Consider the following 19,319-nt stretch of genomic DNA (forward strand, 5'->3'; position numbering starts at 1 on the left):
TTGCTCCCTCCTTCGTGGGTGTGTGTGTTTCAGCTTGCGTGCGTGGGCTCGCCGCGCCCCGAGCGACGCGGCGGCTCCGGTTTCTGCGCTTCCTTTCGGGCGGGATGGCGCTTCAGCCTGCGCTCCGACAGCACCAGCAGCAGGGCCGGGAAGGCCACCAGCATGATGAGGAGGTTGGTGGCGAAGCCCAGATTGGCAAGTGCGCCAATGGAGTTGAGGCCCGGGTGGTCGGCGAGGAAGAGCGCGCCGAAGCCCATCGCGCTGGTCAGCAAGCCGCCGCAGATGGCCTTCCCCGTCTCCGAATACACCGACACGAAGTCCTGGCCCGGTGACGACAATCGCGTCAGCAGGTGCACGCCCGCGTCCACCGTCGTTCCGATGAGAATGGGGATGACGAGGATGTTGAGGTAGTTGAACTCCAGCCCCAGCAGCGGCATCAGCCCCAGCAGCGCCACCAGTGACAGCACGGTGGGCGCCATGCACAGCAGCGCGATGCGCAGGCCGCCCAGCGTCAGCCACATGGCCAGCAGCACCGCCAGCGTGGTGACTCCGAGGATGCGCGGCGCCTCGTGCGTCACCATGTCCAGGATGTCCGCCAGCACCATGGACTCGCCGGCCGCGGAGACGCGCGAGCCGTCCGGTGTCCCCGCGCCGCGAACCTCCCGCGCCAGCGTGCGGACCGCCATCCCGTCCGACTGTTCCACGGACGGGTAGACCATGACGAAGCTCCCCGGCGCGCCCTGCCGGCCCAGGAACTGTTGCTGGACGCTCGGCGGCAGGTCGTCACGGGTGAAGGGCGGTGCGGCCGCCTGCCTGCGCAGCGACGCCACCTGCGCCCGTTGCCGGGCCTCCAGCCCGTCCTCCGGGACGCGCTCCAGCAGCCGCGAGATGTCCTGGAGGACGCGCTGCTTGCGCGGCTGGTCCTCGGGCACCAGCGAGGACAGCGAGGCCACGAAGTCGATGGTGGAGTCCTTGCCCCGCTCGCGTTGACGCGCTTGGAGCCGCTCCACCATCGCCTGTTCCTCCTCGGGCGACTGGGTGAGCACCACCACCGGGCTCTGCGAATAGCCGATGAGCCGGTTGACCTCGCGGTCCAGCGTGAAGGACGGCAGGTCCTGGTCCTCCAGCGAGCCGAAGTCGAAGTCGAAGCGCACGCGCCCCGTCTGGCTCAACAGCCCCAGCAGCAGCACTGCGGACACGGCGGTGACGACGTGCCGGCGGCGCAGCAGCAGATGTCCCATGGGAGCGCGCGCGGTGGTGACGGAGGCGCGCCGGGGCGTCCACCCCCAGCGCGAGGCCAGGCCCAGCAGCGCGGGCAGCACCAGCACGTAGGCGGCGATGAGCACCACCATGCCCACGCCCGCGATGACGCCGAACTCACGGAACGCGCGGAAGCGCGAGGTGCCCAGCACGAAGAAGGTGAGCGCCGCCACCAGCGCGGAGACGAGCGCCGCGCCGCCGGTGTGCGTGAAGGACGCGCGCGTGGAGGACTCGGAGGTGTGGCCTTCGCCGCGCAGGTGCAGGTAGCGCCCCAGCAGGTGGATGCCGTGCTCCAGGCCCAGGCCTCCGAGGATGGCGCCCAGAAAGCCCGTCAGGAGGTTGACCTCGCCGAAGACGAGCGCCACCAGGCCGTACGTCCACGCCAGCCCCGCGCCCACGGGCGTCAGCACCAGCCCCACCGCCAGCGCGCTGCGGAAGTGGAAGAGGAGGTAGAGCAGCATCAGCGTGGTGGCCACCGCCGAGGCCATGCCGATGTCGCGTGCAATCTGCTGCTGCTGGTCCAGCTTCTTCTGGAAGGTGCCGGTGATGCCCACCTTGAAGCCGGCCCCGTACTTGGACAGGTCCTGTGCGGCGAGCAGCCCGCGCACCTCGTCCGTCACCTTGCGCGAGAAGCCCAGGTCCGCGGACGTGGTGTCTGGCTTGGCCAGGAGCACGATGCGGCGCTGGCCCTCATCCAGGTAGTAGTCACCCTCGCGGGTGGACAGCCGCTGCCCGGCGCCGCCCGCGTACTTCGCCTCCAGGTCGGAGAAGTCCAGGGACGGCGGCTCCTCCTCCACCAGCGGAACGTAGAGCGGGTTGGCCTGCTGCTGTTCCCATTGGAGGCGCGCCTCCAGGCGGCGGTGCACCTCTCGCAGGTCCTCTTCCGACAGGAAGTACAGGGCCCGGTCGCGGAAGAAGGCGCCGGGGCGCTGCGACTCGACGAAGCGGATGCCGGGCAGGGCCTCCAGCTTGGGGGCCAGGTCATCCGCGAAGCGCTTCAGGGACTCGGGGTCCGCGCCTTCGCCCACCACCGCCACCCAGCCGAGCGCGCCGAAGCGGCGCTCCAGCTCCCGCAAGTCCTGCACGCTCTGAAAGGAGGACGGCAGCAGGTCCACCAGGTTGGCGTTGAGGTGCAGTCCGCGCGCGAAGAAGCCACCTGTGGCGGCCAGCAGCAGCGCCAGCAGCAGCGCCACCACCGGACGCCGGTGGTTGTGCGCCGCCATCGCGCCCAGCGCGCGCTCCACGCGCCCCATCCACCGCGGCTCGCCCGGAGGAGTCGTGTCGTTCGGATGCGCTCCCATCATCGGCCCGCGGCCACCACCCGCGGCCCCGGCCCTCCCGGTCCCGCGGAGGGCGGAGCGGCTTCCCCTCCCTCGTGTGCTCGCACGCGCGAGCCCGTGTCGCCGGGGAACGTGACCACGGTGGGGGTGCGATGCAGGCGTCCACGTCTGCTTGTCTGCCCACCAGGGAGGGACAGCCAACAACGCGCATGGCGTCCATTCAACCCGCCGCATCTGCCTGGGCGACGGCGTGTCGGGGGCGCGCAAGCAGGCGAGCATTCGCTCGAAGGGCGCGTTACACGAGGCAGGTGATTCGTAGCCTTACTTTCCGCCTCACGGCATAAACGCGTTGACTCTCCCGTTAGCGCGTGCCCAAGGTGTCCGGCGATTCGGCCAGTCAACAGATGCAGGTGTCGAAAGCATGAGTGAGAAGCGTTGGTCGGAGCGGTTCGAGGGCGCCATGGGCCGCCTGGCGGTGTGGAACCACCGGAAGCCCTTCCAGGCGCTGCTCCTGGCCCTGGTGCTCACCGTGCTCGGCGCGTACTTCGCCAGGACGCTGACGCTCAACGCGGACTTCGTGGGGCTGCTGCCGAAGAACTTCCCCAGCGTTCAGGACATCGAGAAGCTGCGCAAGCGCTTCGGTGGCCAGGGCAACGTGGTGGTGGTGGGGATGGGCGCGGACCCGGAGGTGCTCAAGCGCTTCGCGGACGACCTGGCGCCGAAGCTGGGGGCGCTGTCGGAGATTCGCTACGTCTCCCACCAGCGGCCCCGGGCCTTCTTCGACGAGCACTCGCTCTACTACGTGGACGTGGAGGACCTGGAGACCATCCAGGAGCGCATCGACGCGCGCATCCTCTGGGAGAAGCAGCAGGCCAATCCGCTCTTCGTCTCGCTGGTGGAGGAGGACCCGCCGTCGGTGGACTTCGCCGACATCGAGCAGAAGTACACCGGCCGCGCCAACCAGCGCCTCTCCGGCCAGGGCGACCTCTATTACATCAACCCCACCGAGCGCATGGTGGTGCTGATGGCGAAGCCCCGGGGCAGCGCCGCGGACCTGAACTACTCGAAGAAGGTCGTGGCCCAGGTGGAGGACTTCCTGGCGCAGCAGGACCTGTCGAAGTACGGGCCCGGCTTCAAGACGGCCGTCACCGGCACCTTCAAGAAGAAGATTGATCAGCAGCGCGTCATCGTCAGCGACCTGGCGAGCGCGTCCACGCTGGCCATGGTGCTGCTGCTGGCGTACCTGGCCTTCCACTTCCGCAGCGCGCTGTCGGTGGGCCTCACCATGGCGCCGGTGATGGCGGGCCTGGGGTGGACGTACGGCTTCGTGGGGCTGGCCTACGGGCAGGTGAACCTCCTGACGGGCTTCCTGGCGGCGGTGCTGGGCGGCCTGGGCGTGGAGCACGGCATCCACCTGCTGGGGCGCTACACGACGCTGCGCTCGGAGGGGATGGACTCCGAGGAAGCGGTGGAGGAGTCCTTCCGGCACACCGGCTTCTCCGCGCTCATCGCGGCGCTGGTGGCGGCGCTCACCTTCCTCAGCCTGGCCATGTCGGAGTTCAGGGCGTTCCGCGAGTTCGGCATCATCGCCGCGGTGGGCATGCTGGTGAGCATCTTCTCCTACGTGCTGTTGCTGCCTGCGATGCTGGGGCTGGCCACGCGCTGGGGCTGGGCGCCGCGGGTGCAGCAAGCGGAGTCGGCCGGGCCGCTGAGCCTGCTGGCCCGCTGGCTGCCGCGCTCCTACCGGGGCGTGGGGCTCGTGGTGGGCGTGGGCGTGCTGGCGCTGGTGTCCCAGGCGCACCGCATCTCCTTCAACTACGACTCGCGCACGCTGGAGGACTACAAGCAGGCGTCGGCGGTGCTGGACCAGAAGGTGAACGACATCCTGGGCTACTCGCAGACGCCGGTGGTGGTGCTCACCGACTCGCAGGAGATGGAGCGCGAGGTGGTGCGCCAGCTGGAGGCGCGCAAGGCGGCGCGGGGCAAGGACTCCACCATCGACTTCGTGGGCGCGCTGGATGACCTGGTCCCCAAGCGGCAGGACGAGAAGCAGGCCATCCTGCAGGCCATCTCCACGAAGCTGGAGAAGCTGGACCCGGAGCGGCTGCCCGAGGACACGCGCATCACGCTGGCGCGCGCGCTGAACATGGCGAAGGCGAAGCCCTTCACCCAGGAGGCCCTGCCCACCAGCGTGCGGCACCAGTTCGAGAGCCTGGATGGCAGCACGGGCGGCGTGGTGCTGGTGTACGCCGGTGGCGTCAGCCTGTCGGACGGCGAGGGCACGCGGAAGTTCGCCAAGGAGGTGCGTGGCCTGCAGATGCCGGACGGCAGCCAGGTGTCGGCGGCGGGCGAGGCGCTCATCCTGGCGGACATCCTGGACATGGTGTCGCGCGAGGGGCCGCGCATCCTGGCGGCGGCGGTGCTGAGCGTGCTGGTGGCCATGTGGCTGACGCTGGGCAAGCTGCGCACCGCGCTCATCTGCATGTTGCCCACGCTGCTGTCCGTCATCGGCCTGGTGGGGCTGATGTCGCTGCTGGGGCTGCAGTTCAACTACCTCAACATCATGGTGCTGCCGGTGCTGGTGGGCACCACGGTGGACGCGGGTGTGCACCTGGTGCAGCGGCTGGGCGAGCGCGGCGCGGACTTCGTCTCCGTGTACGCGGAGACGGGCCGGGCGATTACGGGCGGCCTGCTGACGAGCGCCATCGGCTTCGTCGCGCTCATCCTGGCGAAGCACCCGGGCCTCAACTCCATCGGGGACCTGGCCAACCTGGGCTTCGGCATCAACCTGGTCATCGTGCTGCTGGGCTTCCCGTCGCTGCTGCTGATGGTGGAGCGCTGGCGCCGCAAGCACAGCACGTCTCCGGATGAGCAGACCGAGCAGCCCGCGCCGGAGGCGTGAAGGCAGACGCCGTTGGCCCCGTGCGCCCGCGCTCGATATGACAGGGGGCCGGGCCGCGAAGGCCCTCAACCCTTCATCAAGGTGGCGTGATGAGCCGGATGCGGAGCGCGGGTCGCTGGTGGCTGCTGATGGGACTCCTCGGGGCCGCGACCCTGGCGGGGTGTCGTCACTCGGGCGAGCGCGAGGAGAAGGCGGGTGATACCCGCTGCCCGGAGTCACGCGAGCTCACCTGTCTGGGCGGGACGAACTGCACCATGGACCGCGAGCGCGGCTGCCAGACGTGCCAGTGCAGGAGCCAGAACGTGCTCGAGCCCACCGACTACCGGCGGCCGGAGGCGATGACGCCGGAGCGGCGTCAGTAGGTCGTCACGGTGGGCCGCCCGCGCGCGGGCCGTGTCAGCAGCCGAGCACGGGATAGTCAGCGGGGCGCAGGAGGAGGCGCCACGCGTTTCCTTCGCGGAAGAGCAGCCCGGTGACGGCCTGCCCCTTGAGCCCCACGCGGACCAGGTACTGCGTGTCGCCGCCGACTCGCAGCGAGGCGACGAGGTCCGTGCTGGCCTCGCCGTAGTCCGCGAAGCTGACAACGAGGGGCCGCCGGTCCACGTAGAGCAATGAGGCGGCGGGGGAGTCCGCGGGCGCGAAGGGCGTCGGCCCCGGGAAGCACTCCAGCCGGGTGAAGGGCCCCTGCCGCTCCTGGGTGCAGGTGTCCAGCGGGACGCGTGTGTCGTCGCTCCGGCCATCGCGGCTGGCCTCCAGCGTCACGTGCCCCTCGGGCGAGGTCCTCCACCGGTAGCCAGGGACGGGAAGGCCCTCGGGCGTGAAGGGGTCGGCGCCTTCGTCCACGGGACGCTCGAAGGTGTCAGAGGTCCACTGCCCGGGGACAGGACGCTCCGGCGCCGTCCTGGGCGCGGGCTGGCTCACCGTGCCGGTGACGGTGCCCGCCAGGGCCACGAGGTGCTCACCGAGGTCCGGCGTCCCCTTCGCCTGTGTGTAGACGCCCACGGTGTGGCAGACCGGCGGCAGGCCCGCGTCCTCTTCTCCCGTGCACACGGACTCCGTCCGCTGGAAGCGCGCCACCGCCAGGCCCCGCGTGCCGACGAGCGTCATGACCTGGAGCCGTGAGGCCACGTCCTCCGGCGCCTGCTCGCCCAGAATGACGCGGCTGGTGCGGCCGGATACCGCTTCAAGCTGATACGGCGCGGTCCACCGCTCCTCGGCGGCGGCCCCGAACGAGGCCAACGTGACTCCCAGCACCATGGCGTAGCGCATGACGTCCTCCTGATGAGGGCTGGAATAGCAATGCGTGTACCAGGGCTTGGAGGCTCGGACCGCGGCCTGCCAGCCACACCCTGGCGTCAGGCCGCCCGCCATGGCGCCCTTCGAGTGGGTGCCGCCGCGAACGCGCGAATCCGCCGATTCGGCGCGAAGCCGCGCCCTCCCGAGTCCGGCAGCCGCCGGTTAGCACTGCTCCATGACGAATCGGGCGGCATGGACGCGCCGTGAGGCCCTGGCGCTGGCCGGGCTGGGACTGGCTGGTGCCGCGCTGCCCCTGGGCTGCAGACACGCGATGGACGCGAGGAGGACGGACGACATGGAGCGTAAGGACGTGGTGGACGTGGTGGTGGTGGGCGGCGGCCCGGGTGGCTTGAGCGCGGCGCTGGCGCTGGGGCGTGGCCGCAAGAAGGTCCTGGTATGCGACGCGGGGACGCCTCGGAACGCGGCGGCCGAGGAGGTGCACACCTACCTCACGCGGGATGGCATCCCGCCCCGGGAGTTCCGGCGTGTCGCCTGGGAGCAGCTGCGCCCCTATGACGTGGCGCTGCGCGAGGCGCGGGTGCTGGACGTCGAGCGCGCGGGGACGGTGTTCCGCGTGGCGCTCGAAGGGGGCGACGTGGTGGAGGCGCGCCGGGTGCTGCTGGCCACGGGGATGGTGGACGTGATGCGCGAGCTGCCCGGCTACGGCGACCTGTGGGGCAAGGCCATCTTCCAGTGCCCGTACTGCCACGGCTGGGAGATTCAGGACCGGGCCTGGGGCGTGCTGGCCGCGAACGAGATGATGCTCGACTTCGCGGTGATGTTGACGGGGTGGACCCGCGACCTGGTGGTGTTCGCGCTGGATGGCTTCGAGGTGCCCGCCGACAAGCGCGCGCTGCTGGAGAAGGCGGGGGTCCGGCTCGAGACGCGGCGCATTCGCGGCCTCATCGCGGCCGGGGAGACGCTGGAGGCGGTGGAGTTGGAGGATGGCACCCGGGTGCCTCGGGAGTTCCTCTTCGACCGTCCACCCCAGCGGCAGTCGGCGCTCGTGCAGCGGCTGGGGCTGGAGCTGGACGAGGAGGGCTTCGTGAAGCTGAAGGGACCGGGCGAGACGTCGGTGCCGGGCATCTACGCGGCGGGGGACCTCGGCACCCGGATGCAGGCGGCCATCGCGGCCGCGTCCGCGGGGATGATGGCGGCGGGCATGTTGAACCATGAGCTGAACCTGGAACGGGCGGGCGCCGCGCATGGACCTGCTCAGGGTTGAGCCCGGGCGCTTCGCTCGCTACGAAGGGGCGATGCCGTCCGAGCCACAAGCGCCGTCCCGTGGGCCCGACTCGTCGTCGCGCCTGGACTTCGAACAGGGGCGGCTGCCGATATGGGCGGGGCGCCTTCACGTCCAGCACCGGGCCGGGCGCGCCACCTCCGTGCACGCCTACGCGGTCGTGATGCTGGTGACGCGAGGCGAGTCGAAGATGCGGCACGCGGGGGACCTGGTCGTCAGGGCGGGAGACGTCCACCTGATTCCGCCCGGGGACGCGCACGGGGCCGGTGGTTCGAACGCGGAAGGGTGGGGCGTGGCCTTCCATCCGGACGCCCTGGGCGAGGACGGTGGGGGCGCGAGTCGCCTGGGGCCGTTGCTGCGAGTGCGCCAGGGCTGTCACCCCGTGCTGCGGCCCACGGTGCCGCAGCGCCGGCGGCTGGCGCGGTGGATGCGGCTGCTGTCGGAGGAGGTGGCGCGCGACGAGCCCGGGCACGAGGAGGCCGCGCGCTCCCTGCTGCGGCTGGTCCTCATCGAGCTGGAGCGGATGACGGCACAGACGGGCGCGAGCGAGCCGCCTTCCCTGGGCTTGAGCCGCAAGGCGCTCACCTACATCGAGACGCACTGCCTGGAGCCGCTGTCGCTCGCGCAGGTGGCGAAGGCGCTGGGGCGCTCCTCCGCGCACGTCGCGGGCGTGGTGCGGCAGGAGACGGGCCGCACGGTGGGCGAGTGGATTCTGGAGTGCCGGATGGCGGAGGCGCGGCGCCGCCTTCGTGGCACGGACGAGCGCGTGGACATCATCGCGGAGCGCGTGGGCTACGCGGACGTGACGCACTTCATCCGCCAGTTCCGCCGCGTCCACGGGGTGACGCCGGCCGCGTGGCGGCGCAAGGCGACGGCAGGGACTCCATGAGCCGTCCCCTCTGAAAGTCACGGAGGGGGATGCCGGGACGTGCGGGGGTGAAGTAAGGGTTCTCCCTGGGCCCGGAGCCGAGGGAGAGTCATGAAGAAGGCGCTGGTCATCGTCGTTGGCGCAGCCGTGCTGCTGCTCGTGTTCATGTTCGTCGCTGGCGAGCAGCCGCCGGAGCCGCCGGGCGCCAGCGGGGGTGGACGCCAGTTGGACCTGTCGGGCTTCGACCCGGCGCGTGTCACCGGGCTGGAGCTCTCGGGCGTCCGCAGCGCCACGCTGCAGCGGGACGGCGGTGGGTGGACGGTCGCGGAGCCGGGCTCGCCGGAGAGCCGCTACCTGGCGGATGAGGCGATGGTGAAGGGCGCGCTGGAGGCCCTGGCCCGGGTGGCGGGCGCGAAGTTCATCAGCGGAGAGGCCGACCGGCTGAACGACTTCTGGCTGGATGGCGCGCGGGGGCTGAAGGTCCGCATCCTTCAGGAGGGCCGCCCTCCGCTGGAGCTGGTGCTCGGGAAGGATGGGGCGTCGAACGGTGGGACCTACGTGCGCAAGGCGGCCAACGCGGACGTCTTCGAGCACTCCACGCGGCTGGGCTGGTTGTGGCGCCGGCGCGTCATGGACTGGCGGGACGCGCGGTTGGTGCGCGGGGCGCCCGAGGACTTCACTCAGTTGGTGTTTCGCGTCGGGGATGATGCGCCGGTGACGGTGACGTCGAGTGGCGCGGCGGGCGGCTGGCGGCTCGCGGAGGGGACGCAGGTGCCGGAGGGCTTCCGGTTCAGCGCGCGCGGGGTCGAGCAGGTCGTGCGGGACTTGTTGGAGGTCGAGGCGCAGGACGTGCTCGCGGGGGAGGCCGCCGCGGAGGCGAAGGCCGCGCTCACCCAGGCGCATGACACGGTGGAGGCGCGCCTGAAGAGTGGGAAGACGGTGGTGCTGCGGCTGGGCCGCGCGGCGGAGGCCCGGGACACCGTCTTCGTCCAGTTGGAGGGAGATGCGCGGGTGTACGAGGTGTCCGCGGTGTCGGCGGCGCAGGTGCGCAAGCGACTGGTGGACTTCCGCGACCTGCTGCTGCTGCGCTTCGCGGTGGAGCAGGTGAACCAGGTGCGCATCCAGACTGGTGACACGACGGTGGTGGTGGCGAAGGAAGCGCAGGGCTGGGTGCTGCGTGAGCCCCAGTCGCCGCCGGAGTCCTTCCGGTTCGACGCGTCACAGGTGGAGGCGCAGCTCGTCTGGCTTCAGCGGCTCGAGGCCTCGCGCCTCGTCGATGGAGCGGTGCAGGACGCGCAGGCGGGCCTGTCTCCGCCCGTGGCCTCCGTGGAGGTGCGCGAGGAGGGCGGCGCCGTGCAGACGCTGTGGCTCGGGAACGAGGTTCCGGACGCGCCGGAGGGCACCCAGGAGGTGTACGCCCGAGGCTCGCGTGACGGCTTCACCTATGCCGTGGAAGACAGGGCGCGCGCCTGGGTGTCGCGGGGCCTCGCGCTCTTCAGTGGGCCGTAGCGTCTGCGCGAGTTGCTAGAGCTCGCTCAGAATCCGTCCGTGCCCATTGATGGCATAGGTCGCGCCCGCATCCATGATGGGGGCGGCGAGCTCGATTCCGCATCGGGAAAGCCTGGGCAGGAAGCTGACGAAGTAGAGCTGGTCGTCCTGCTTCAATACCGTCACGTCGTAGGTGCTCCGCAGTGACAGGCACCGTGCCAGTTCCTCGGTGCGGGCCTCCGCCTTGGCGCCCGGAGGAAGGAAGTCGTTCATCGCGACTTCGAGTGCCGCCATCGCAGGGCCATCCAGGTGCGTTCCCTGCTCCATGGAGTCAGGGAACGTGACTTGGGCTGCCTCCTCCGCGGGGGCTCGCTCGGCCTTGGGGAGCTTGTAGTAGCCAAACCGGGCGCAGCCGTGCAGCAGGCTTGAGCAGGCAAGGAGCGCGACCAGCGGAAACGGCTTCATGAGGTGATGCCCATCATTCGACGTGCCAGCCCATTGAAGCGGGACTGAGCTGGGCGCGGCCTACGCCGCCCGCTCGGACGTCCGTGCCCGCCACGCGGCGACGAAGTCCGCGAGCCCGTTCAGCTGCCGGTCATTCAGCGTGGACTGCCACCGCGCCCGCCGCAGCTCGCGGTACGCGGCCGGGGCCTCCCAGCCACGCGCCACCATCACCGCCAGCCCCACCAGCGGGCCCCGGCCCACGCCGTGCTCACAGTGGGTGTACAGCGTGCCGCCCTGCTCCAGCCGGGGCAGGGCCCACTCCACGCCCAGCATCACCTGCTCCACCGACGGCGGATAGCGGTCCGTCACCGGCAGGTTCAGCAGCTCGATGCCCAGCGCCTTCAGCGCCTCCGCGTCGTCACAGCGCTCGCCCCGCACGTCAATCACCGCGGTGATGCCACGCGCCTTCAGCTCCGCGTACCGCGAGCGAGGCACCGCGCCACCCACGTACAGCCAGTCATTCACCCGCGACACGTTCAGCCCGCGCCCCGGCAGCTTCGTGGTCCACTCCACGCAGCGCGCCACCGAGCGCAGCACCTGCTTGCGCACCCAGCCGCGCACACCCGGCACGTGGTGCACCTCCCGCAGCAACGCGAAACTCACAGGTCGCCCTCGAGCGTCACTTCCATCAGCCCCGTCACCGGCGCCTTGCCCTCGCGCTCCAGCACCGCCCGGTGCAGGTACGTCACCGGCGAGCCCACCACCGAGCGCACCAGCCCGCCCAGCACCGCGCCCAGGTCCTCCACCGGCGCGCTGCGCTGCAGCAGCGACGTGGAGCGCAGCACCATGGCGGAGGCGCCGTCCGCGAACAGCTCCACCTTCCACGAGCTCCGCTCCTTCACGCCTTCCCGCGCCAGCGTGAAGTGCTCCAGCGAGCGGGCCTTGGCGCCTTCCTCCCACGCGTACACGGGGCCGTATTCACCGTCCTGGCCCTCACGCGCCAGCAGCACCAGCTTCTCGCCGCCGCGCAGCGCCCGGAAGCGCACCCACCGCTTCGCCAGCTTCGCCGGAGCAATGGTGGAGCGCGTGTGGTCCGCGTACCCGCCACCCGTGTAGACGACGTCCTCGCCCTTGGGCCGCCTCACCGTCGCCTTCAACGCGCTGAAGGCCAGCGTCACCTCGTGGTGGTAGCGGTCCTTGCCCACCTCCACCTCCGTGCCTTCCTGGCCCTGGGACGTCATGGGCGCGGCGTACTCCAGCAGCACCCGCCCGCCCTCCAGCGGGACCTCCACGCGCGTGGCCCCATCCGCCGAGCGGGCCGAGCACGACCCCATCTTCAGCGTCGACGTCTTGGCGTCATGGCTCCAGTCGCGCGCCTTGACCTTCGCCTGCGCGGACCAGGCCTTCTGCCCCGGCGTGAGCACCGTGGTCCGGCACAGGCCGGTGCGCGAGCCGGGACCGATGTTCGTCACCGTCAACTGCACGAAGATGAAGGCGCCGCCCTCCAGGTCGCCGATGAAGGTGAAGTTCTCCGCGTAGTTGTCACTGGGGGACACCTTCGGCTCCAACACCGCGCCCGCCGCCGCCACCGAGGGCAGCACGAGCGCGGTGGCCACCGCCAGGCCCTTCAGCACCTGGAAGCGCCCTTCAGGCCGCATGGGGGCGCTGCTCCATGAGCGGGTCCTCGGCGGCCGCCGTCTCGTTGTTGAAGACGTAGTCCCGCTGCAGCGGCAGGTTCCACGCGAAGTACACCACGCCGCGCACCAGCCACCAGCCCAGCGCGTAGGCCAACTGCGGGTGCAGCGTCAGCAGCGCCACGCCGCCCGCGTTGAGCAGCGCGCTGGTGCCGCTCACCACCGAGTAGCGCGCCAGCTGCCGCGCCACCGCGCCGGTGCTCTTGAAGGTGAGCACCCGGTTGATGGAGTAGTTCACCACCGCGCCCAGGCCGCAGCCCAGCACCGTGGCCCAGGCGGGCAGCATGCCCACCCACTCCACCAACGCCAGCACCAGCGCGAAGTCCACCGCCGTGGCCAGCGCGCCCGCCACGGCGTTGAGGCCGATGATGGCCTTGCCAGAGCGCGCCTCCTGCCGCTGGGGCGCCAGCGCCTTCACCAGGTTGCGGAAGCGGGAGAGCGCCGTGACGTTGCTCATGACGGCGACGAACACCAGCCCCACCACCGCCAGCCAGTGCATGGGGTGCTTCTCCTCGGGCCAGAAGACGGCCTCCAGGATGGGCGACAGCGCCGTGCCCGCGCCCATGAAGAGCACCCGCTCCAGCCGCTGCATGGCGCCGTCGCGCACGTTGACGCCCAGGCCCTCACCCTTGGCGCGCACGTAGGGCACCAGCGAGGAGCCGAGCAGCGCCATCAGCGCGGGCAGCAGCACCCAGGTGTCCCGGTAGTACCAGGCCAGACCCATGAGCATCGCCGAGTCCACGTACCGGTCCAGCACCGAGTCCAGCGCCGCGCCCGCGGGGTTGGCCTCCTTGCGCGTGCGGGCGATGCGCCCGTCCATGACGTCCAGGATGCCCGCGAACAGGAAGAGCCAGCCGCCCAGCGCGAAGCGGCCCGCCGCCACCGCCACGCCGGACGACACGCCCAGCAGGCCCGACAGCATGGACAGCGCGTTGGCCGGCAGGCCCGAGCGCAGAATCACCGCCCACAGCGGCTGGATGATCCAGAAGAAGTAGTGCCGCAGGAAGAAGCCCACCAGCACGGTGCTGCCGCGCTTGAGCGTCTCCTCGTCGCGGGGGATGCCCTTGAAGGCGCAGCGGATACAGAAGACGAGCAGCCCACCCAGGAAGTAGGTGCAGGCGACGATGGCCGGAGCCAGCGCCGTCCAGATGCGGGCGGACGGAGACATGTTTCCGGTCAACCACGCCATCAGGTTCTCAAGCACGGGTGTCTCCTCTTGTATTCAACGACACGGCCCAGGGTGCGGTGGCCGTCACGCGGGCGTAGACGCTTTCGACCGCCAGAAATGCAACCGCCGCCACACCCAGGCCCGCGAGCACGTCCAGGATGTAGTGGTGCGTCAGGTATACGGCGGAGAAGGCGACGAGCAACGCGAACAGCCCGGTGGCGATGCGCCAGGCCCAACCGCGCGACCACACGAACATCATCACCAGGAACGGGTACGCCGCGTGCAGGGAAGGCATGGCCCCGAACACGTTGGTGCTGCGCGAGTAGAAGCCCGCAAAATAGCGGATCCCCAGCAGCGCGTCGAAGCGGGCCGTGCCCGCGGGGTTGGGGGGCGCGGCCAGGTCGGCCGGTCCCGGGCCGTACTGGAGCACGTACCAGGGCGGCGCCGCGGGGTAGAGCACGTAGATGACGACGCCCATCGCGTTCGTCGCCAGGAAGCCCCAGCACAGCCGTTCGAAGAGCGAGTCCTTCTTCACGAAGAAGAAGAGGGCCAGGATGAAGACCTCGTACAGGTACGCCGCGTAGGCGAAGCCGCACAGCAGGTCCAAGGCCGGGGTGAAGCGCGTGGCCCACCATTCGGGCCAGTGGGTGCCGCCGGGCGCCGGGAACCACTGGCGCTCCAGCTCCCACAGGTCGCCCGTGTGGATGGGGCCCCGCAGGAACAGCCAGAGGCCCTGGCTGTCCAGCAGCATCCCGGTCAGCCACAGCGCGAGCCCACCGCGGAGGAAGCGCTGAAGGCGGGGGCCCGCCCAGGCCACCCCCAGAATCAGCGCGTCCGCCGCGACGTGGTCCCACCGCAGCCGGCCGGTGGCGTACACCAGCGTCAAGTGGCTCAACCCCAGGACGGTGCAGAGCCACGTGAGCGCGGTGACCCTATTTGGAGAGCGGGAGGTCATCTCCGTAATAGTCGAGCCCGAGGTGGGTGATGGGGTCCTCGCCCGCGACGACGCGCAGCGTGTTCTTCAGCTTGGTGAGCTGGATGAAGAGGTCGTGCTCCACCGGCAGGCCCGGCTGCGCCATGGGGCTCTTGAAGTAGAAGGACATCCACTCCTGGATGCCGCGCCACTCCAGCCGCTTGGCCAGGTCCAGGAACAGCGCGATGTCCAGCACCAGCGGGGCCGCCAGGATGGAGTCGCGGCAGAGGAAGTTGACCTTGATCTGCATCGGATAGCCGAGCCACCCGGTGATGTCGATGTTGTCCCAACCCTCCTTCGCGTCGCCGCGGGGCGGGTAGTAGTGGATGGACACCTTGTGCGCGTACTTCTTGTACAGCTCCGGGTACAGGTCGGGCTGCAGGATGGTGTCCAGCACGCTCGACTTGGTGACTTCCTTGGCCTTGAAGGCCGCGGGGTCGTCCAGCACCTCGCCGTCGCGGTTGCCCAGGATGTTGGTGGAGAACCAGCCGTCCAGACCCAGCATGCGGGCCTTGAGCGCGGGCGCGATGACCGTCTTCATCATCGTCTGGCCGCTCTTGAGGTCACGGCCAGCGACGGCCACCGCCTCCTGCCTGGCCAGCTCCTGGAGCGCCGGCGTGTCCACGCTGGCGTTGGGCGTGGCGTTCGCGAAGGGCACGCCCTCCTTGATGGCCGCGTAGGTGTAGAGCGCGGTGGGATTGATGTCCGGGCTGTTCTCGTCCAGCGCCTTCTCGAAGGCGGCCAGCGTCTTGAAGGACTCGGGCAGCGGACGGAAGGTCTCCACGCTGCTGCACACCACCATCACGGCGCGCGTCGCGTTGAGCTCCTTCTTGAAGTCGCGGATGTCCTGGCGCAGCGCCTCGATGCTCTCGCGGTGCGTCTTGGTGGCCTTGATGTGGTTGGCCTCGATGCGGCGGACGAACTCCGCGTCGTGCACGCCCTGCTTCGGCTTGATGCCCTGGAGGAACGGCTTCACCTCCTCCAGGTGCTTGTCGCTGAGCACGCCCGAGCGCACGGCCACTTCGTACGCGTCCTCACGGATGATGTCCCAGGCGCCAAAGGCGATGTCCTTCAGCTCGGCCAGGGGAACCAGCTCGTTGAGCTTCACGGTGCGCCCGTCGGTGCGCTTCCCAAGGCGGGCCGTGCCCATCTGCGTGAGCGACCCAATGGGGTGACCCTTGCCCTGCCGCGCCAGCTCGACACCCGCCATCAGCGTGGTGGACACAGCGCCCAGACCCGGAATCAAGACCGCGAGCTTGCCGTCCGGCTTCGCGACCGACCTCTTGTTTTCCATCGTGATGTTCCTTCGTTAGACGTATTCGAGTCGGCCGTATGCGGGTCGGTACGATACCGGTCGTGCATGCGGAAAATCTCGAAAGCGGATGGTTGATACTCTAAAGCGTTCGTCACTTCAACGTCATGAGCGTGGCGGCTCTTACCACCCGGAGGCGCCGCACTCATGGATCAGCCCAGCCGGAGGTACAAGGCGAGGAGATCGACGCTGTCAGAGAAACACCAGGTCGTCAGAAGGACGACATCCACGGCACACTCCTCGGACAGGTTCGCCATGGGTTTGTAGCGACCCATCCTGCATCGAGGATGAAGAAGGTGTGAGTGGGACAGGAGGGGGCGGAGCCGTCGCGAGGCGCCGTCCCTCCTTTATGTAGGCTCATCCGGTGGGCCCGGTCCGGCTCAGTGGGGCAGCGGGGCGCTGTCATCCAGGTCGAGCTTCGGGTGGTCGCCCGGTGCGTAGGGCTGTCCGGTGAAGGCGGCCTTCACCATGCCGGCGAGCTGGACCATGCGGTTGTTGGGCGTGTCCCAGTACTCGGCCTTCTCCACGCGGACGCAGAGCAGGGCGAGCTCGGGGTCGTCCAAGCCGTTGGGGAACCAGGCCTTGAGGGTGGGGTTCCACAGCTCGCGGGCCTTCTCCTTGTCGAGCACCAGCCGGCAACGGCCGCTCACGGAGACGTAGCGGTCCCGGCTCGGGTCCGAGTACGCGAGGTTGACGTGGTGGTCGTGCGTCACCTCGTCCACCTTGGGTGAATGCTCGCGGGTGAAGAACCAGAGCTCTCCGTCGAAGTCCCGCGCGTGGGTCCACATGGGGCGGCTGCGCAGGCTGCCGTCCGCTTCCACGGTGGTCATCATCGCGACCTTGATGCCCTTGATGAGGTCATCGAAGTGCTCGGCGACGTCTTGGGTGTCCTTTTTCTTCCTGGCCATCGCTGCCTCCCTTGGGAGCACAAGGTAGGCAGCGCGGAGGTCGGCGGGCACAGGGCGGTGGGTTGGCCGCCGCCAGGGCAGGCGGGCGTGTGGTAGGTGGCCGAGCAGGAAAGCGAGGGTTCGGATGCTGAAGACGGAGTGGAACGAGTGGAGCCTCAAGGCGCTGCAGCTGGAGACGGCGGTGCTGGCGCTGGAGGAGATTGACCTGCCCGAGGAGATGCACGCGCTCCAGGAGGCGGCGGAGGAGAAGCTGCTGGCGCTGGCGCGCGCGTGGAAGGCCCGTCAGCCGCGGCGCGAGCCGCGCACGTGGGAGCGTCAGACGCTGCCCGATGGCGCGCCTCGCGACGCCGAGCTCAAGGACCTGGTGGAGGGCTTCAAGGAGGACGGCAAGTCGTGGACGCTGCTGCGCGCCACCAGCGACCTCAAGGAAGTGGTGGAGACGGTGGTGTCGGAGGGCCGCGCGTGCATGGCCGCGGGCGGCGAGTACTACCTGGGCCAGTGGGACGCGAAGGAGTCCGTGCTGGAGGTGGGCCGCGACGACGAAGCGGACGAGCCCGGCACGGGCCTGGTGCTGGAGCCCACGGGTGAGCTCCAGTACACGCCGGACCCGGAGCTGTAGCCGCCGCTCAGCCCTCCAGCGCCTTCACGATGCGGGCGCGGAGCTTCTCGTCGGGCAGCCGGCCGAAGCCCGCGCGCACGTTGTCGGCGGCGTGCGAGGGCTTGCGGGTGGCGGGCAGTGCACCGCCGGGTGTCCCAGGATGACCTTGAGGAACACCTGGGCCCAGCTGGTGCAGTCGATGTCCGCGGCCCAGCCGGGCAGGGGATGGCCGCGCACGCGCTCGAAGAGGGTGCCGCTGGAGAAGGGCCGCATGACGAGCACCGCCACGCCGTGCTCCGCGGCGGCGGGCAGCAGGCGCTGCTCCGCGTCGCGCTCCAGCACCGAGTAGGGCAGCTGGACGAAGTCCGGCTTCTCCTCGCGGATGATGCGCTCCAAGTCATTGAAGGCGCCGCGGGCGTAGTGGGTGATTCCGAGGTAGCGGAGGGCGCTCGCGGGCGGCGGCTGCGCCGCAGTGGACAGGTGACAGTTCCGCGCGGCGCCGGTGTTCCCTTGCGCGAGCGGGGCGGTGACGCCTCCCGATGATTCCTCCTGGCCCGGGTGCTCGCGCGATGCGGGCCGGGCCGCATTCACAGCAGTCCAGGGAAGGTCCAGGCGATGAATCGCAAGGTCTCGGTGTGCGCGGGGATGATGGCGGCGGTGGTGGCGTTCTCGGCTTCGGCCTCGGCCGAGGAGACGGCGGAGACGGACGCGAACGAGGTGCACATCCCGTTCAGCCTCACCCTGGTGCCCGGCCTGAGCACGTCTGGCTTCCACACCGGCAACGTGGTCAACAACGTGTCCATCGGCCTGGTGGCGACGCACGCGAAGCGGGTGGACGGCCTGGCGATGTCGATTGCTGGCAACTGGGTCGGGGAAGGCGGACTGAGCGGCGCGCAGCTCGCGGTGGGCGCCAACCTGGCCCGGGGGCCGGTGACGGGCGCGCAGTTCTCCGTGGGCGCCAACGTGGCCGGCGCGGACCTGCTGGGCCTCCAGTCCACGGTGGGCGTCAACGTGGTGCGCGGGGATGCGGAAGGTGCGCAGCTCGCGGTGGGCGGCAACCTCGCTTCGGGCGCGGTGAATGGCGCGCAGCTGGGCGTGGGCGTCAACATCGCGGGGAAGGGCCTGTTGGGGGCGCAGCTGGGCGTGGGCGCCAACATCGCGGCGGGGCGGGTCCACGGCCTCCAGGCCTCCGCGGGCCTCAACGTGGCGGGGCAGATGACGGGGCTCCAGATGTCCTCGGGTGTCAGCTACGCGCGGAGCCTCTCCGGCGCCCAGCTCTCCATCATCAACGTGGGCGGCGAGGTGGACGGCGCGCAGGTGGGCATCATCAACATCGCCAGCAACGTGACGGGCGCGCAGGTGGGCATCCTCAACGTGGCCCGCGAGTTGGACGGCGAGGCGGTGGGCATCCTCAGCTTCGTCGGCGGCGGCCAGGCCCATGTGCAGGCCTGGGCCAGCGACGTGGCGCTCACCAACGTCGGCGTGAAGCTGGGCGGCCGTCACATCTACTCGCTGTTCACGGTGGGCTACAGCCCCTCCCTCAACGAGGACCGTCGTCGCTATGTCATGGGCGCGGGCCTGGGCGGCCACATCCCCGCGGGCCGCTTCTTCGTCGACATCGACGTGGTGGGCAGCACCGTCCACACGAAGCGGCTCTTCGATGACACGGACCATGTCCTGGGGCAGCTGCGGCTGATGGCGGGCTGGCAGGTGGCGCGGCACTTCGCGGTGTTCGGTGGCGTCAGCGCCAACACGCTCGTCACCTGGGAGGACAGCGACCGCTGGAATGAGCTGGGCATCGGGCCGCAGTGGCGCCACGTCGCGGACGAGGGCCGCACCACCGTGCGCATGTGGCCGGGCCTGCTCGCGGGTGTCCAGATTTGAG

Annotated in this window: 17 protein-coding genes; 7 read left to right on the forward strand and 10 right to left on the reverse strand. The window is 70.2% G+C overall.

Features of this window, described 5'->3' with window-relative positions; genetic code table 11:
• Nucleotides 1-29: 29 nt before the first annotated feature.
• Nucleotides 30-2,564: an efflux RND transporter permease subunit gene (locus KGD87_RS28975; RefSeq protein ID WP_502887964.1), complete on the reverse strand. Its 2,535-nt coding sequence runs from the start codon at nt 2,562-2,564 to the stop codon at nt 30-32.
• A 397-nt stretch (nt 2,565-2,961) separates the two neighbouring features.
• On the opposite strand from KGD87_RS28975, the gene KGD87_RS28980 reads away from it, so the two are divergent.
• Nucleotides 2,962-5,442: an efflux RND transporter permease subunit gene (locus tag KGD87_RS28980; RefSeq protein ID WP_284664196.1), complete on the forward strand. Its 2,481-nt coding sequence runs from the start codon at nt 2,962-2,964 to the stop codon at nt 5,440-5,442.
• A gap of 89 nt (nt 5,443-5,531) precedes the next feature.
• Nucleotides 5,532-5,804, forward strand: a complete 273-nt coding sequence (locus tag KGD87_RS28985; protein WP_163777127.1) for a hypothetical protein — start codon at nt 5,532-5,534, stop codon at nt 5,802-5,804.
• Nucleotides 5,805-5,838: 34 nt separating this feature from the next.
• Here the strand turns inward: KGD87_RS28985 and KGD87_RS28990 are convergent, their stop codons facing one another.
• Nucleotides 5,839-6,711 carry a hypothetical protein gene (locus KGD87_RS28990; RefSeq protein WP_284664197.1) on the reverse strand — a complete coding sequence of 291 codons (873 nt, stop codon included), beginning with the start codon at nt 6,709-6,711 and terminating at the stop codon, nt 5,839-5,841.
• 202 nt (nt 6,712-6,913) lie between these two features.
• Between KGD87_RS28990 and KGD87_RS28995 the strand changes: the two genes are divergently transcribed.
• The 3 genes from KGD87_RS28995 to KGD87_RS29005 all read left to right on the forward strand — a co-directional run bounded on the left by KGD87_RS28995 (nt 6,914) and on the right by KGD87_RS29005 (nt 10,358).
• Nucleotides 6,914-7,963, forward strand: coding sequence for an NAD(P)/FAD-dependent oxidoreductase (locus tag KGD87_RS28995; protein WP_284664198.1), 1,050 nt, complete (start codon nt 6,914-6,916; stop codon nt 7,961-7,963).
• Nucleotides 7,944-8,870 (forward strand): helix-turn-helix domain-containing protein, encoded by a 927-nt coding sequence (locus KGD87_RS29000; RefSeq protein WP_284664199.1) that lies wholly within the window; start codon nt 7,944-7,946, stop codon nt 8,868-8,870. The genes KGD87_RS28995 and KGD87_RS29000 overlap by 20 nt, the downstream gene beginning before the upstream one ends.
• A gap of 90 nt (nt 8,871-8,960) precedes the next feature.
• Nucleotides 8,961-10,358, forward strand: coding sequence for a DUF4340 domain-containing protein (locus KGD87_RS29005; protein ID WP_284664200.1), 1,398 nt, complete (start codon nt 8,961-8,963; stop codon nt 10,356-10,358).
• Nucleotides 10,359-10,373: 15 nt separating this feature from the next.
• Here KGD87_RS29005 and KGD87_RS29010 read toward each other — a convergent pair whose 3' ends face one another.
• The 7 genes from KGD87_RS29010 to KGD87_RS29040 all read right to left on the reverse strand — a co-directional run bounded on the left by KGD87_RS29010 (nt 10,374) and on the right by KGD87_RS29040 (nt 16,836).
• A complete protein-coding gene (locus KGD87_RS29010) occupies nt 10,374-10,802 on the reverse strand; it encodes a hypothetical protein (RefSeq protein WP_284664201.1) in 429 nt (142 codons plus the stop codon).
• Nucleotides 10,803-10,862: 60 nt separating this feature from the next.
• The gene (locus KGD87_RS29015; protein WP_284664202.1) at nt 10,863-11,444 is read right to left on the reverse strand and encodes a protein-tyrosine phosphatase family protein; all 582 of its coding nucleotides are present in this window, start codon (nt 11,442-11,444) and stop codon (nt 10,863-10,865) included.
• Nucleotides 11,441-12,439 carry a hypothetical protein gene (locus KGD87_RS29020; protein ID WP_284664203.1) on the reverse strand — a complete coding sequence of 333 codons (999 nt, stop codon included), beginning with the start codon at nt 12,437-12,439 and terminating at the stop codon, nt 11,441-11,443. Before KGD87_RS29020 ends, KGD87_RS29015 begins: the two co-directional genes overlap by 4 nt.
• Entirely contained in the window at nt 12,429-13,679 is a 1,251-nt protein-coding gene (locus KGD87_RS29025; RefSeq protein WP_284664204.1) for a GtrA family protein, read from the reverse strand. Before KGD87_RS29025 ends, KGD87_RS29020 begins: the two co-directional genes overlap by 11 nt.
• Nucleotides 13,672-14,598: a phosphatase PAP2 family protein gene (locus KGD87_RS29030; protein ID WP_350100219.1), complete on the reverse strand. Its 927-nt coding sequence runs from the start codon at nt 14,596-14,598 to the stop codon at nt 13,672-13,674. The genes KGD87_RS29025 and KGD87_RS29030 overlap by 8 nt, the downstream gene beginning before the upstream one ends.
• Nucleotides 14,576-15,910 carry an inositol-3-phosphate synthase gene (locus tag KGD87_RS29035; protein ID WP_284664205.1) on the reverse strand — a complete coding sequence of 445 codons (1,335 nt, stop codon included), beginning with the start codon at nt 15,908-15,910 and terminating at the stop codon, nt 14,576-14,578. Before KGD87_RS29035 ends, KGD87_RS29030 begins: the two co-directional genes overlap by 23 nt.
• 398 nt (nt 15,911-16,308) lie before the next feature.
• Nucleotides 16,309-16,836: a pyridoxamine 5'-phosphate oxidase family protein gene (locus KGD87_RS29040; protein ID WP_284664206.1), complete on the reverse strand. Its 528-nt coding sequence runs from the start codon at nt 16,834-16,836 to the stop codon at nt 16,309-16,311.
• 124 nt (nt 16,837-16,960) lie between these two features.
• Here KGD87_RS29040 and KGD87_RS29045 point away from each other — a divergent pair, with 124 nt between their 5' ends.
• Nucleotides 16,961-17,455 (forward strand): hypothetical protein, encoded by a 495-nt coding sequence (locus KGD87_RS29045; protein ID WP_176409914.1) that lies wholly within the window; start codon nt 16,961-16,963, stop codon nt 17,453-17,455.
• 24 nt (nt 17,456-17,479) lie between these two features.
• Here the strand turns inward: KGD87_RS29045 and KGD87_RS29050 are convergent, their stop codons facing one another.
• Complete coding sequence (locus KGD87_RS29050; RefSeq protein ID WP_284664207.1) at nt 17,480-18,025, reverse strand: aldo/keto reductase; 546 nt, start codon at nt 18,023-18,025, stop codon at nt 17,480-17,482.
• 24 nt (nt 18,026-18,049) lie between these two features.
• Between KGD87_RS29050 and KGD87_RS29055 the strand changes: the two genes are divergently transcribed.
• Nucleotides 18,050-19,318: a hypothetical protein gene (locus KGD87_RS29055; RefSeq protein WP_284664208.1), complete on the forward strand. Its 1,269-nt coding sequence runs from the start codon at nt 18,050-18,052 to the stop codon at nt 19,316-19,318.
• Nucleotide 19,319 lies beyond the last annotated feature (1 nt).

The sequence above is a fragment of the Myxococcus sp. SDU36 genome (assembly GCF_030168875.1).
Lineage (GTDB): Bacteria > Myxococcota > Myxococcia > Myxococcales > Myxococcaceae > Myxococcus > Myxococcus vastator.

Bases quoted from the DNA above. Each gene is read 5' to 3' on its own strand.
- KGD87_RS29000 (WP_284664199.1), top strand. From the start codon at position 7,944: ATGGACCTGCTCAGGGTTGAGCCCGGGCGCTTCGCTCGCTACGAAGGG.
- KGD87_RS29020 (WP_284664203.1), bottom strand. From the start codon at position 12,439: ATGCGGCCTGAAGGGCGCTTCCAGGTGCTGAAGGGCCTGGCGGTGGCC.
- KGD87_RS28980 (WP_284664196.1), top strand. From the start codon at position 2,962: ATGAGTGAGAAGCGTTGGTCGGAGCGGTTCGAGGGCGCCATGGGCCGC.
- KGD87_RS29040 (WP_284664206.1), bottom strand. From the start codon at position 16,836: ATGGCCAGGAAGAAAAAGGACACCCAAGACGTCGCCGAGCACTTCGAT.
- KGD87_RS28985 (WP_163777127.1), top strand. From the start codon at position 5,532: ATGAGCCGGATGCGGAGCGCGGGTCGCTGGTGGCTGCTGATGGGACTC.
- KGD87_RS28990 (WP_284664197.1), bottom strand. From the start codon at position 6,711: ATGCGCTACGCCATGGTGCTGGGAGTCACGTTGGCCTCGTTCGGGGCC.
- KGD87_RS29035 (WP_284664205.1), bottom strand. From the start codon at position 15,910: ATGGAAAACAAGAGGTCGGTCGCGAAGCCGGACGGCAAGCTCGCGGTC.
- KGD87_RS29055 (WP_284664208.1), top strand. From the start codon at position 18,050: ATGAATCGCAAGGTCTCGGTGTGCGCGGGGATGATGGCGGCGGTGGTG.
- KGD87_RS29010 (WP_284664201.1), bottom strand. From the start codon at position 10,802: ATGAAGCCGTTTCCGCTGGTCGCGCTCCTTGCCTGCTCAAGCCTGCTG.
- KGD87_RS28975 (WP_502887964.1), bottom strand. From the start codon at position 2,564: ATGATGGGAGCGCATCCGAACGACACGACTCCTCCGGGCGAGCCGCGG.
- KGD87_RS29005 (WP_284664200.1), top strand. From the start codon at position 8,961: ATGAAGAAGGCGCTGGTCATCGTCGTTGGCGCAGCCGTGCTGCTGCTC.
- KGD87_RS29045 (WP_176409914.1), top strand. From the start codon at position 16,961: ATGCTGAAGACGGAGTGGAACGAGTGGAGCCTCAAGGCGCTGCAGCTG.
- KGD87_RS28995 (WP_284664198.1), top strand. From the start codon at position 6,914: ATGACGAATCGGGCGGCATGGACGCGCCGTGAGGCCCTGGCGCTGGCC.
- KGD87_RS29030 (WP_350100219.1), bottom strand. From the start codon at position 14,598: ATGACCTCCCGCTCTCCAAATAGGGTCACCGCGCTCACGTGGCTCTGC.